A 14,180-nucleotide genomic window follows, 5' to 3' on the forward strand; every position below is an offset into this window, starting at 1 on the left:
GGCGCTGGCGGTCTCGGCGTTGGCGCGGTAGCGGCGCGGGGTCGTCTGGGTCTGTTCGGCCTGCCCGGCGCGCACCAGGGCGTCGAGGGCGTTGCCGATCGCACCGGAGGACCGGCCGGTGATCTTCGCGATGGCGCGGGGGCTGAATTCGGTGGCGGAATCGTCTGCCAACGTTTGCGCCACCATGCGCCGGAGTTCGCCGTTGCCCAATCGGGTGGTAGTCGGTGCGGTCATTTTCCCGTCTCCTTTTCGAAAGCGAACGAATTCCGGGTGCCCCGCCATTCATGCGGGATCGTCGCACAATGCGGGCGCGGCCGTCATTCGAATTCGTTGATGTGTGGAATTCCCCGGGTACCACTCGAAGCTAGCTCGACCCGACACCGGAACTCAAGCCGTATCCGAACAATTCCCGCCCCAATCTCCGCAGGTCAACGACCGAATTCGAGCAAGCAAGCCGGACAATGCAACCACTCCAGCACGCCGAGCGCCGACATAAGGGAATCAAGATCAGAAAAGAAAAAGAGAAGACATCGAGCCGGGAAATTCAGGGAATTGACCGGAGCAGAACATGATCGAATCAGACACGACCGCCAGTAGGCGACAACACCACCCCGCACCCCCTCATGTACCGCTACCCCGCTCGGGGGTAGGACCCTGGGCGGCCAGGACCACCCACGCACGGCCCTGACCGGCAGGAATGCGGCCCGGCTGGTGGTCGGACTTGATCAGGGCACCGATCCGACCCCCGAACAGACCCCCGATTCGACCCCCGACCCGGACCGGCGTCCCCACGGCGCGCCCTTCGCGCGCATCCGCGTTCGTTTCCGGAGCAGGCTCGCTCTCTCATCCGCCGTTACCGCCCGCGTCTGATACCTCGGCGACTCAGATGAGCGCGAAATGCTCGACCGCGCGAACTAAACCGTTCCGATGTGCAGAACAGCCGTTCCCCGCACCATTCCCAGCGCACGTTGATATTACCGCAGGCTCCAACGTAGGTCAGCGGAGCCATGTAAACAGCATATTCTTCTATTCTCAATAGGACCGGAAGGTAAACCGCATGCGCGTATCACAGGATTCTTCTGTTCGGGCCTTTTCTTGCACCCGCGTCATCGTTGCGGGTGCGTGATGGATCAGACAGCTTTCTCATCTCGTTGGTCTATGAGTGTCCGGCAATGTTCTTCGCGGAGGCGTTGTGCGAGATCGATCGTTTCCGGACTGGGCTTTTCTCCGATTTCGGCGAGGCGCTGGGTGAGCAGGGCGAGGGTGGTGGGGACCACGAGGTGTTCGCCGAGGCGGGCATGCAGGCGCAGCAGGTCTTGGTAGAGGCGTTCGTTGTAGGGGTCGTTGTCGATCGCGGCTTCGAGCAGGTGCAGGGTCGCGCGCGGGTCGTCGGCGACGAGCAGCTGGGCGAGTGCGCCGACGGCGGTGGTGGTCTCGCGCCGCGCCGCCTCGCGCAACGGGGCGAGCCAGCCGGCATCGAGGTCCGCGGCGAGGACGCCGGGTGTGGCCAGCTCGATGATGGCTGTACAGGCCGTGCGGCGCTGGGCGTCGGTGTTCGCGCGGCGGCGCTGCTGTACGGCGTCTCGGAACTCGCGGTAGTCGATGGTGGTGACGGCAGGATCGAGGCGGTAGCGGTCGCCCTCGCGTGCCAGCGGCCGGGTCACGGTGCCGTCGGTGGCGGCGGCGATCGCGGCGCGCAGTCGCCCCAGGGCGGTGTGCACGGCGCTGGCCGGGTTGCGCGGACACTGCTCACCCCACAGCGCCTCGACCAGTTGGGAGCAGCTCAGTCCGTCGGGATGGGTGGCCAGTACCGCGATCAGCTCGCGGGTGCGCGGCTGCAGCCGCGTGGTGATCTCGGTTGAGGTGGCGGGCTGGCCTTCTGGCCCCGACGCGGGCCGCCAGATCACCCGCAGCGGCCCGAAAAGCCGCAAGGCCAGCACTGGTGCGGTCTCGATCGTTTCGGCCGGGAGCGTGGCCGACGGCACGGCCACCGGTGCTGGGCGGGAATCGGCGCAGTTGGCGGTGGTGGCCGGCGAGGTCGCCGACTCACCCGGTGAGCTCGGTGCTCGGGTGTGCTCGCCGTTGGCGCACATCGCCGCCAGCGCCTGCGCGAGCGGGACGGTGTCGGGCTGGCCGGGGTGCGGGCTGGTGATCGTGTAGACCCGGGGAGCCGAGCGGGTGGTGCGGAATATGTTACCGCGAGGCCACCGTGCTCGCCGCGGCACCGGGCGTGCGGTGCCGGTGAGGGCGACGTGCAGGGCTTCGGCAACCGCGTGGGCGGCGGTACCGAAGTCGCTGGCACGCCACTGGTTTCGTCCACCCCACAGGTCGGCGGCCTCGGCGGGCGCGTACGGCAACCAGCCCAGCACCGCGACAGCGGTCTCGGCAGCGTGCTTTGCGGGTTCGGAACCGATCACCACCATCGCGACGCGGATGCCGTGGGCCGCCGCTTCGCGCACGTTCGGCCCTGAGGCGACCTCCTCGATGTCGCGGGCGCGGGCGACGAGCACGAGCAGGTCGGCGCCTGGTGTCGAGGCTGCGATCGCGGTAGTGGTACCGCAGTCGGCGAGGATGAGGGGGGCGCGCACCCAGTCACGGCCCGGCCCGGGCCGCAGGGCGAGGGGGTCGAGTACGGTGGCGGTGGCCGGTTCGGCGGGGGCGGCGAGGTAGGCGACTCCGGCCCGATGCCATTGCAGATGCTCGGCCAGGTCGAGACCGATCTGCCCGTCTGCATGTGTGCGGGCGGTGCGGAGGCTGGCCAGCCCGCGCCCGGGGTCGCCGCCGCAGCGGTGGGCCAGGGTGCCGCCGCGTGGATCGGCCTCGGTCAAGATCACCGGTTGGCCGATGGGCCAGGCGGCGGCCAGGGCCAGGGCGGTCGTGCTCACCCCGGTTCGCTCGTGTGTCCCTGCGACTGCGACCAGCATCACGACCACCTCCTCTCAAGATGCTCAATCATGGTGTTGCCGTGCCGGTTTCGGCTCGTCGGTTCTCACAGATGGGCTATCGCCGTGATCACCGCGCCCTCGGCGGCGGTGGTGGTCGAAATCTGTTGCCGCCATAGGCGTTCGACTCCGCCGGGGTGGGCTTCGCGGATCTCGACCTCGTGTAGCCCCGCAGCCAGGGTCGTGATGGTGGCGCAGTAGGTGGTGCCTGCGGGCAGCGAGTCGATCCCGGCCTGGATCGCTGCGGGTTCGGGGATCGACGCGGAGGCGGCGACGAGCTGGCGTGCCCGTTCACCGGAACGGGCGAGGTAGTAGGCGGCCTCGAACACCGTGATCGCGTGCGCTCCGTCGGTAGCGCGGAGCCGGTCCGGTCCGGCCACCGCCGCGGCGAGGTCGCCGCGCGGGGTGGTCGTGGCGCAGCCTGGCGCGTTACCGCTGACCACCCGCCGCGCGGACGCAGGCACGGTGGCCGTGGGGCCGCCGCTGGAGGCGGGAGCACCGTCGCGTCCGATCACGACATCGGCACCGGTGACCACCAGCCCGAGCACACCGATGCCCACCATCACCGCGCGCCACGGAGATCGGCGCGGGGCGGGCGCGGGCCGCGAAGGTCGGTCGGTGTCGGCTTCGAGGGTGCTGGTGGTGTGCACGGCCAGCCACCGACGCAGGTCCGCCGAGATGTGGTCGGGCTCGTCGAGCAGGAGCTCCGCGTCCTCACCGGCCCAGTCACCGTCGTTGCCGTGTGTGGTGGTCATCGGCACCACGCGGGGAGGTGGGCCATCGCGGCATCGATCACCGCGTGGGCCGGGGGTTCGACGGCGGCGACGACCGGGGCGAGGGCCTGCTCCGCCAGTGGTGTCCACTGCTCGGGCTCGGTCGCCATCTCCTGCACCCAGCCCAGCTCCTCGGTGATCGAGGCTGGCTCGCCGCCGATACCGGTGCCGAGCACGGTCTCGGTCGCGGGGCCGGCGAGTCCGGCCTCGTCCAGCACGGTCGAGGCGTGATCGACGACGATGGTGTTCCAGGCACGCTCGTGGTCACTGATCTGAGTCGGCAGCCAATCCGGAGCCGGGACCACGGCCGCACCGAACCGCAGCTCCGGCCCAGCAGCGTCCTGTGCGGTGACCGACTCCGAGAACAGTCGCGCGGATGGTCCCTGCACCGCACGCGGTGGCACCGACTGCTGCGGAGCCACCGACACCGGGCGCGGCTGCTCGGTCGCGGGCTCCGGCACCGCCACCGCGACCGCGCCGGGGGCGGCGCTGTCCGGGGCGGCCGGACCGGTGTTCGGGGCCGTGACGGTGGCCGGTGGGGCCGCGATCAACCCGGCCTGGCCGTGGGACGGGGGATCGGGCACCAGTCCCGGCTGCCCATCGGTGGGCGTGCCTGTGGCGGGCACCGCGCACACCAGCGTGGCCACGGCCGCGCACGCGGCCATCGCCAGCCGTGCCCGCGCACCCACCGCGCCCCGCCGGACCAGCCTCGGCCGGTGTGCCCCTGCCCGGGCACGGGGGGACACCGCCGGTATCAACCCCGCCAGTGGCCGTCCACGCAGCGAAGTCCACAGCGCGCCCGCACGCAGGGTCCGCGCATGCACTACACGGACACCGAATCCGTTGGCCGCCAAGAAATCTCCGATCACCACCGCGCGTCCACAGACCGGATGCGCCAGACGATTCGGCGCGACCGCGATCACCACCGCCACATCGGCGCCGGGGACGGTATCGTCGGGAATGCTCACGGGCACTTCGATGTCCAGACGCGTCGACCGCACGCATCGAAGTACTCGGCCCGCGCGCAGCCACACCACCCACAAGCCCACCGCAGCGGCCGAACCACCGGCTCTGCGTGCGGCGATCGCCGTCGCGGTCGACTCGACCGATGCTGTCTTCTTGCTCGTCAACCAATTCATGACCGACTCCTCCTCGGGAGGTGTCCGGCACACGCGAAGATCACCGGCTGGCCCGCAGCTCGGTGCAGCATGATCTGCACGTGTCTACGAGCACCGGATGCACCGCGCGGACGCGGGACACAGGTGTATTGACAGAATTTCGTGAGTGAATCGCGCCAGAACCAAGCCCACCCCTACAACCGGGGTGAACGCGCTGTGCGCTCATCCAGCAGCTGCCAGCGCAGCCGTGGGAATATACCGACCCCGCGAGGCGAAGCGAGAACACTTCACCCCGGACGAGCCGAGCAGGTTGTGCATCGACTTTCGCGCCAACCGCCAGACCATCAAACTCAATAGCTGGACAATTGCCTCGACGTCGAGTGCGATCCACGCTAAACCCTGCATGTGATCTAGGCAACACTTCTCAGCAAAAAGAGTGCGTGACCTGGGGTGTTCTGAGCGGCTGCGCCAGGCCGCCGGGCTGCGACGGGAGTGCAACCCTTCCAAGTCGAGCCCGTGGCGCATGTCATCGTGGTTTCCGTTGCCCGCCGGTGCGTGCTGTCGATTCGGTCGGGCACGCGACTTTTCCGCGACGGCCGGTCGTGCTGCGTTTCCTGAATTTGCTCATGTCGTTATCCGAGCTATCTATCGCTCGCCGAAAAGTTGCGGGATACACTTCAGGAATAGAAACACCCGATGGCCACGGGGAACCGGTCCACTTCAGGTTCGACATGGACCGCGCCGAGAAAGCCGAGCACCGGACAGTGCCGGTGACGGTGATTCGCGACGCGGGGAAAGGTCGGTAACCATGGCCAAACCGCAGCGTCGCAGCGTTCCCGGAAGGGTTGTCACGGGCACCGAACCGCGACAGCGCCGCCGCGCCCCGACCTCGAACCGCCCGGCGTCGCGCAAGCCAGCTCCGTCACCCACCGATGACATCCGTGCCCGGGCGCAGCCCGAGCCGGACTCCGCCGGACAGTCCGAACGAGGCTGGGTGGTCGTCGAAACCCTCACCGGCACAGCCGATCAAGTCACGCTCTTCCTCAACTACGATCGGCCACACGCCTTTTCCAGCCTCGCCCGCGCCAACCTGCCCTCCAGCGTGCTCGAGTCCCTGGTCAAGCAGTCCTTCGAGTCCGGCAAGACCTACGACAAGGTCGTCACCCGCTCCAACGGCAGGCTATTCCGGCTCGTCGCCATCCCCATTCACGGGCCTTCCGGTGCCATTCACGCGATCGCGGTCTGGTCGGCGAGCGTGCTCGAACCCCCGCCTCCCATCCCGGTGATCGGCGCGGTGGAATGGACACCGTCCGGACTGCTCAGCACGAACCCCGCCGGGGAATACCTGCTCGAACCACCTTTCGAGGTCCCGGGCGGGCGCACCATTCCCGAGCTGCTGTCCGGGTTCAACCGCTGGGACGACCGCGACGACTTCCTGGAGATGTTCAACTTCCGCGACACCCCCGCCGAACGCTGGAGCGGACGCGCCGCCAAAGTCTGCGAAGACGACACCCTGCGCCAGTTCCACCTCGCCGCACGCACCGTCGGCACCGGCGACGCACGCGTAGTGCGCGGGGTGGTCTGCGATGTCACCTCCGCTGACCCCTCACACAAAGCCGACATGGCCGTCGAGATGCTGCGCGCCATGCCCATCGAGCACGGACATGCCCTCGCCTTGGTCGACCTGAAATCGGCGTTCGTGCACGAATGGCTCACCGAGGACCACAGTCCCCTGGCCGGGTGGCGACACCACCATCCGCTCTACGACACCGACGGCCGCGACCGCGTCGCGATAACCTGCTACGAACTGGCCGCGGGCCTGCGCGAGCACGCCACCACCGACGTGCGAGTGCGCTTCAACCCCGGCGACGAATGGACCGACATCACCGGAGAATGGACCCGCCTGCCCTACAGCAAACGCCCCCAAGCCATGCTCGACATCACCCCGACCTCACCCAACCCACCGCCCCCGGTTCCCGAATGCAGATACTGCTACGAAATCACCAACACCTGATCGCGCCACGCTCGGAGAACGCACCGCAGGCTACACAACGTCAACGACGAAACTGGCAGGCCACGTTCGACTTGGGCGGCATGGACCGCGCCGTCCCGGCCATCGAGCGGCGCAGTCCATGGTGTCGCAATGCGACCAATCAGGAAGCCGGTTGAGGAGCGTGGCTGTGGCGGCCGACCGCGCGGAGAATGGCGTGGGCGTGATCGACGAACAACAGATGCCCCGCATTCTCGATCTCATCGAACGTGCTGTCAGGGATCATGTCGGCCAGTCTGCGGCCGTCACCCACCGGAACATTCCCGTCGGCGCTGCCGTGCCAAAGGTGCACGGGGACGGTGATGTCGGCGGGGTCGAAGCCCCACGGTCGCGCGAACAACAGCTGGAAGTCCACGGCCACGCCTCGAGTGCCGGTCTCGAAGGCGGTGGTGATATTCGCGGCCAGCCTGCCTTTGAGCCAGTCGTCCCCGGCGATCCTGTCCCGGTCGGCCGCGCCCATGCGCGCGATCATGGCATCGAGCCCGCGCGGCTTGCGCACGACCTGCGCCATCCGTGCCGCCGCCGGACGCGCCAGCCACGGAAACCGCCTCAAGATCAGCAGACCGCCGGCCTGCTTGACCTCCCCGGCACCCTTACCGCCGACCGCTTTCTCGAAGGGCGCAGGCGAACTCACCACTATCGCCTTGCTGACACGATCGGGCAGGCGTGCGGCGGCGGCCATCGCGTACGGTCCGCCCCCGGAGGCTCCCAGGACCGCGAACCGCTGCAGGTGGAATCTGTCGGCGATCGCGGCGACCGTGTCGGCGAAGTCGACCAGTTGCTTGCGTTCGGTCATCGCTGACATGCCCATGCCGGGCCGGTCGATGGCGATCAGCCGCACGCCCACCTCGGCGGCCGGAGCGTCGGCGAAGGCGACGCCTTCCACGTGCGAGCCAGGAGCGCCGTGGAAGGCCAGCACGGGGTACCCGTCCCTGGCACCGCAGTCCATCCCGCCCACCGTCGTACCTTGCCGTGTCATCGTCCATGGTGTCGGAGTCATCACGCGGACAGGATAGGTTCAGGAAATACTCAGCAGACCCCGAATGGTCCAGGCTGTCCGGTTTGTGCGACAAAAGCCAGTGCCCCATCAACTTTTCAGCGAACATCTGTCAGCGGCCAGTAGAAATCCCCCGAGGACGGCCAGTTACGACGGCCAAGCGGCTCCCCGCTCGCGGCCAGATGGGCGTGGCAGCAACAGTCCAGCCACCGCCCACTTTGCCGAGTTGAAGGCCGTGCGGCTCGCCAGCACGGCCTTCAAGCGCACGTCGAGGCAGGTGCAACCGCGCGGGTCGCGGCATTACAGGATATCGGCGATGGACATAACCAATTGATTTCGCTCACCCACTGGTTCTGGCCACAGACAAGGGCGTCAAGGAGACCACGTCGCGGTCAGCAAGCCCTTCAGAACGGGGCCGCAATTTCGTCTGCCTTAAGGTTGGCTCCGCCAGCACCGTTCTCGACGAGGCGGTCGATTATGTCGAGACACCGGTCAATCACTGTCTCCGATGATGTCGCGTTGTAGATCGCCAGGACGATATTGGTGACTTCGTAGGCTTCTGCAGCGGCGTGTGTACTGATGTCACCCGCGTCGGCGCTCCAGCGCTCAAGCCAATCCTCGCACAGCGCCACAACATTGGCTGGTAGCTCCCCCAATCGGCGACTGAGCCCGTCGAGCACCGATGCGGGTGCCTCGTGGAACATTTTCGTTCCCCGGATCTTTTCAAGCAGGTCGGTGTAGGTCGACAGTGGGCCCTCCATGTATTGGACCACCGCCGTTGTATTGTCGCGCACCTCTTTCGACTCGTCGTTCATCAACCTGAGTAGCAGTCCTTGGCTGGGAGACGTATCTGGCTCGTCGGCGTCGTAGGGCGGCAGGCTGCTCACCAACTGGGTCAGGAAGTCGGCAACGGCGGCTCTGACATCAGTCTCGGACAGGAATTCTTCGAGAGGGCCGCAATCGAAGCCCGGCAGTTCGACATTGTCGACGGCGAGCATCGTGGCCATCCGGGCCGCGTTGACGCGCGCGTGGGCGGCCGGCGATCCAGCCATTTTCCGCAGGAAGGCCGCCGTCAACACTGAATATTGCTCTCTCATCAGCCAAATTAACTGGGCAAGTCGAGGAGCTTCGAAAACGGCAGGAGTTGCTGCAGCAAGCCAGTTCTCGGCTAGCGCGACAACGAATTCAGGCGATTCCGACCATGCCATCGCCAGCGCTTGCGGCACGAGTATCCGCACAGCCTCGGACGGGTCTGTTGTTACGTGCTCCAGAAGTGGTCTGACGATAGCCAGCCGCTCGGCGCGCGTAGCCGATGGAGCAAGCAGAGCAGCAACGGCATTGAGCGCGACACCCCGCGGCTGACTGCATGCCTGACCAACCAGGTGATCGTGCCAGACCTCGCCGTCTATCCGGTTACGGCCGAGATCGCATATCTGGGTCAGGACCAGAACAATATCCTCGGGCAGGTCCGGTTGGTCTGCGAGATGATGAATACACCTCGCGATCGCCATGTCGAGATTTGGATCGTGTGACCTGCCGAATGCATTGCGGATTGCACCGTAAACCCGAACAATATTCGTCCCTTGCCGCAGCTCGTCGGTCCGCGGACGAGTTTCCAGTGCGGTTGTAATACCAGCAAGGACAGCGATCACCGCTGTCGCGGGCGCGGATGCCGGGAAGTCGATCAGCAGATGAGCGAACCGGGCCGGATCTTGTTCTGCTGCAGCGCGTAGTACGTGCTTCGTCGCGTCCGATTGCTCCTCGTTAGTCACCGTGTCTGGCCAATCCGCTATCACGGCTAGCCAGTCCGCATCATCGTAGTCCGTGGGAATCGAGACCTCGGCCTGTCCAAAGGAACCGACTCTCAACAGCGGCGCGGGTTCGTTCTCAGCCTCACCCAGAACCGCGTCGAGGGCGTCCAACCGGTGACCAAGTACTTCCGGCATCTGATCGCCAGTCTGACGGCGCAGCAACGACAGCACTACATGCTCTTCAATGGTCAGGCGCGTTCCTGTATCGACCGCTGTCGGGTCACCATGATCGTCGTGAATGCTGTACGCAGTGGCCACGAGGGCGATTGCGCGGGCACGTTGCTCGTCGCTGCCCGCGGTGGCAATGCGCCCGACCACTGACCCCCATGCCCATCCCAGTGAGGCTCCTTCGGGGAGACCACGCACGCGCGGATCGGCGATCCACTTTGCGGCGTCGTCGATGAGGGTTCCAGTGGCGTTGCTGTACGCGACCGCCAGCAGCCGGTGTGCCGCGAAGGTGTCCAAGTCGGCGAAGCGGTCCAGAATCGGTGCCAGCAGATCTGGATTGCTGCGCGCGGCGGCGGCGACTGCGGTTCGGATAGCGTCGTCAGCTTGGCTCTCCAGCGAATCCGCTGTGGCGAACAGCCGTACATCCCGTCGCAGACCTTCAGCCGGGTCGATGATGGACTCGATGGGTGTCCAGCCGGGCCCGGTTGCGATGCGACGGTAGTCATCGAGCACGAAATCCGACAGCTGTTGTACGTAGCGCAATGGTGTTTGCTCGGCACACTTTCGCAAGTTCGGACCGCAGCGCTGGTAACTGGCCAGTGGGCCCTGGACGAGGACAGACTGCTGTATGCCGAGGCGGTCGCCGATGCGCCGTGCCGCGTCAAGCCAAACCGCGACCGCGTCGGCGGCGACGGCTGGGAATCTGTCGATAAAGTTGTCGATGGCATACACCGCGCCGGAGTTCGACAGCCATTGATCGAGTGCGCCCTGCACGTCCTCGGATTGCCTAGTCTGCCCGTCCCCACCGGACTCAAGAGTGCAGACAGCCGCGATTACGCTTCGAAACAATCGCAGGAGATCGTTTCCTGTCCCTGCGCCGCCCCCGACGCCGGCGAGATCAGTGAGGCGGATCAATGCACCAACCCACTCATCGACCCGATCGGTCAGTTGCGCGATCGGCAAGGCCGTTTGTGCCGCGCGATCCGGGCGAAACCGCGCGGCCTCGACCACTAGGTATAGCAACTCTTGGGAGGAGAACCTCCGGAGGGCTGCGCGAACTCGGTCCTCGCCCCCTGGTCGGTTCGTTCCGCAGTAGGTCTCGGTTACGACCTCGAGCACGCCCTGGTCGGCCATAGCTTCGGCAAATGGTTTGGTTGTGAGGGTCCGGATCACCTGATTGCGCATCGGGTCCGTCTCATCGGCCGCGATGGACAAGAGGAGTTCGATTTCCTCAATATCAACCTCGTTTTGCGTGCCGAGAAGAGAAAGTACGGCACCGCGAATGTGAGAACGATTGCTACGCGCCAGGACTCGGGCCAAATCCTCGCAATATCTCGGAGGTTCGTCGCGTTCGAGCGTGAGAATCGCGCGTACAATACCGCGCCGAGAGAGTAGCTGCGTACCTTCGGATAGTACGTCCGCAGCGGTCCGCCCAGCATTGAGGATGGTCAGTGCTACGAGGTATTCGTAGTAGGTCTCGTGGAAGAACCGTATCTGTCCTTGGTCGCGGACGATTACTCCGTGATGGATCAGTGTATCAATCGAGTCACGGACGAGAGTGAGTCGATTCAGCGGCAGTGACAGAACGCCATCTTCATGCATTTTCGCTGCGATATCCAAGGTGATTTCAGCGAATCCATTGTTGCCCAGCTTCTCTCGGCATCTGTCGGCTTTCCACTGGTGGTAGCGGTCGAGCAGATTCATCCGAGACCGCGTCGCCATCAGTGAGTCTCGGTCGCCTTCGGAGCTATCTTCGAAGATCTTGATGAACAGGCCCAGGTTCAGGGGGCTTCGGAGCAGCTCCACTAGCTTCGGTGCAGCAGAGGAGGCGTTGAGTCCGATTTGGTGGAGCGCCGAATTCACTTCTGCCACAGTAAGGTCGGACAGTTGGATTTGTCGGGGTTGTTCGGCCTCGCCAGATCCGTCCATTCCGACCAGCCGGCGCAAGTCGGCGTCGAACGTCAGGTCCTCGGTTCGGCAGGCCATGATCAGCGTCAGATCGCCACTGGCACGCAGGTTTTCGAGCATGTCAGCGACTGCCCACCGAACCTTGTCGCCCCGGCCGGACAGTCTCGACATCGTGTCGACCTGGTCGACAACGAGGACGCCAACTCTGTCCGCTTTCGCTCGTGAGACAACAGCGACCGGTGAGCCACCGAACCCGATGCCCTCTTGTCTTCCCAGCGCTTCAGCAGTCGAGACAGGGGCCGCGTCGTCCAACCGTAGAACGCCCACAACGACGCCTCGGTCGCGCAATCCGGACACGACTTGCGCCAATACATTGGACTTTCCACTGCCCGGCGTACCGGTCAGCATAATCGCCGAGGGACGGTCAGCGCCGGTCACGAGTTCGATGATCTCGGCGGCCTGCTTGCGTGGGATTTCGGCCAGCGAATGCGGCCGCTCCAACTCAGCGTGACGGATATAAGTATCGGCAAGTCCGGACAGTCGCCCGGTGAGATCGATTGGGTCCTCACCTCGCGGCCCATGCCCCGCCGCCTTCAACAAATCCCACAAAGCTACCGAATCCAGTTCGGCCGGTGCTGTATCCTTCAGACTCTGCCACAGCACCGATACCGCCACACCGGCGTCGCCTTCCATCACGTAGGGCAGCAGCTCCAATGTGAATCGTTTCAAAGCCTCGTGTCCGACGACGTTGAAGGACATCAGGCAGAGCCGCTCATGCAGCGCATCCTCGTCGAGGCCCCATTCGAGAAGCAGTTCGTCGAATGCCGACCGCTCCTTCTTGTTCAGGTCGCGGAGAAACTCGTCTCCAGCGACGCGTTTTGCCTTCTCCGTCAAACTTCCCAGTATGGAAATCTGCTCAGAAACGAAAACAGCACGCCATCCACGGTCGGTCATTCTCCGAAGTCCGGTCAGGAAGCCGACCCTCCGCAATGCACCAAGAGTCCATGCTGTGCCACGGGATCGTTTGCATTGATGCCCCTCGATAGGTCCATCCACGGCAGGACCGAACAGTTTGAATTCGATTGAGTCTTCGCCGGGGGGCTCTACGCGCAATGTCGAGAACGTGCCGTTGAGAACCGGTAGGACACCGCGCAGGACGGTCCAATAGCCCTCGTAGATATCGGCTAGTTTGGCTCCCAGTCCGCCGCCCGCAGTCGTGGCTCCTGTGACCGCCGAGGCATCGGCTCCCGACGAAAGGGGGCTGGCTGGGTCCGCGTCATCGCCCGTCACATACTCACGCCTCTCCGGCATTCCACAACTATGCACATACTCTGACAACAACCGCACGGTCGGACTCGCCACCACGGGCGAACATGCATACTAGCCAACTGTCGTGGGTCGGAGCCACGCAATCGACTGCCGGACCGACCCCGCCCGGCGCGCGGGTCCTGAACACGCTGATGCACCTGTTGGGTGGCATCCCTTGTCGTCGGACGCGCTGCTGCCGACACTGACGTCCACACCAACCGGATGTGGGGGAAGTTCGGTGGCGGTGGTGGTGGCATGGACCTGGTCGGATTGATCGCCGCCCTCCGGGGTTTCATAACGAACGTCCGGTAATCGGCTACTTAAGACTGGTGTGAGGACCGGGTCCAGGCCAGGATCTGGTTCAGGTGCCCGGTAGGATGCTCCCTATGGCTTCCTGGTAACGGTTTCCATAAGGCGCGCAGTCGCGTCCGACCAGACCCGTTTGACCGGCCTGCCCCCGTTCCACTCCAGCGTGAGAGTCCACCGTGGTGGCACACATCGTCAGGTGATTTCCTGACCACGGGCGGGTATCGCCCAGACAGGTCACCGACATGCCCGGGCGTGCTGGTGTTCCGAGAATGCACCGGTTCGGACCAGGATGCCGGTGCACTCGCCCACTCCCTCCCCTCCGGGCAGGAAGCCGCACGGCGACCTCACGACCGACATTCCGTGCCGGCACCCTGGCTGCCAGGTGTGACGCCGAGTGCACCAGCGCTCCAGTCCCTCGGCAGGAGCGTTCCCCTCAGCAGCTCCCGGATCTCCTGCACCGCGATGGCCCGTCGCCACGCCGCAAGCATTCGGGCAAGGCGATGTCGAGAACCGGGGGTCGCCGCGCAGTCCCGGGGGTATCAGGATCCTTGTGATCACCCGCCGCCCCGGGGAGTGACCGATGAACACACCGCGCCGACACCGCATGCCAGCCACGCGCACGGCACGCCCGCATCCGGCGCTGTCCGCCACTGCCGACGACATGCCGCATCACGGTCCCCACCGGCAATTCACGCGCCGCACAGCGCCACCAGAAGTAGGCGAGCGCATTCCGGAGTAGCGAGTCTGACGGCCACTAGGAATTTCGACACACCGTCACCATAATCGGTCATCCGGA

Annotated in this window: 6 protein-coding genes and 1 pseudogene; 1 reads left to right on the forward strand and 6 read right to left on the reverse strand. The window is 65.5% G+C overall.

Going from position 1 to position 14,180, the window contains the following annotated elements; translation table 11 throughout:
- The 4 genes and pseudogenes from QJS31_RS33000 to QJS31_RS33015 all read right to left on the reverse strand — a co-directional run.
- A pseudogene (locus QJS31_RS33000) lies at positions 1-234 on the reverse strand (AAA family ATPase); the annotation flags it as partial.
- A gap of 896 nt (positions 235-1,130) precedes the next feature.
- Positions 1,131-2,885, reverse strand: coding sequence for a hypothetical protein (locus QJS31_RS33005; protein WP_306358576.1), 1,755 nt, complete (start codon positions 2,883-2,885; stop codon positions 1,131-1,133).
- A gap of 104 nt (positions 2,886-2,989) precedes the next feature.
- Positions 2,990-3,697: a hypothetical protein gene (locus QJS31_RS33010; protein WP_306358577.1), complete on the reverse strand. Its 708-nt coding sequence runs from the start codon at positions 3,695-3,697 to the stop codon at positions 2,990-2,992.
- Entirely contained in the window at positions 3,694-4,854 is a 1,161-nt protein-coding gene (locus QJS31_RS33015) for a hypothetical protein (protein ID WP_306358578.1), read from the reverse strand. The genes QJS31_RS33010 and QJS31_RS33015 overlap by 4 nt, the downstream gene beginning before the upstream one ends.
- A gap of 787 nt (positions 4,855-5,641) precedes the next feature.
- Here QJS31_RS33015 and QJS31_RS33020 point away from each other — a divergent pair.
- Complete coding sequence (locus QJS31_RS33020) at positions 5,642-6,847, forward strand: GAF domain-containing protein (protein WP_306358579.1); 1,206 nt, start codon at positions 5,642-5,644, stop codon at positions 6,845-6,847.
- A 139-nt stretch (positions 6,848-6,986) separates the two neighbouring features.
- On the opposite strand, the gene QJS31_RS33025 is transcribed toward QJS31_RS33020, so the two are convergent.
- Together QJS31_RS33025 and QJS31_RS33030 are read right to left on the reverse strand one after the other, a co-directional pair.
- Positions 6,987-7,802, reverse strand: coding sequence for an alpha/beta fold hydrolase (locus tag QJS31_RS33025; protein ID WP_306358580.1), 816 nt, complete (start codon positions 7,800-7,802; stop codon positions 6,987-6,989).
- Positions 7,803-8,284: 482 nt separating this feature from the next.
- Complete coding sequence (locus QJS31_RS33030) at positions 8,285-13,078, reverse strand: NACHT domain-containing NTPase (protein ID WP_306358581.1); 4,794 nt, start codon at positions 13,076-13,078, stop codon at positions 8,285-8,287.
- Positions 13,079-14,180: the final 1,102 nt, after the last annotated feature.

Origin of the sequence: Nocardia sp. CC213A (genome assembly GCF_030766805.1) — a bacterium.
GTDB classification, from domain to species: Bacteria; Actinomycetota; Actinomycetes; order Mycobacteriales; family Mycobacteriaceae; genus Nocardia; species Nocardia otitidiscaviarum.

Bases quoted from the DNA above. Each gene is read 5' to 3' on its own strand.
- QJS31_RS33030 (WP_306358581.1), bottom strand. From the start codon at position 13,078: ATGCCGGAGAGGCGTGAGTATGTGACGGGCGATGACGCGGACCCAGCC.
- QJS31_RS33015 (WP_306358578.1), bottom strand. From the start codon at position 4,854: ATGAATTGGTTGACGAGCAAGAAGACAGCATCGGTCGAGTCGACCGCG.
- QJS31_RS33020 (WP_306358579.1), top strand. From the start codon at position 5,642: ATGGCCAAACCGCAGCGTCGCAGCGTTCCCGGAAGGGTTGTCACGGGC.
- QJS31_RS33010 (WP_306358577.1), bottom strand. From the start codon at position 3,697: ATGACCACCACACACGGCAACGACGGTGACTGGGCCGGTGAGGACGCG.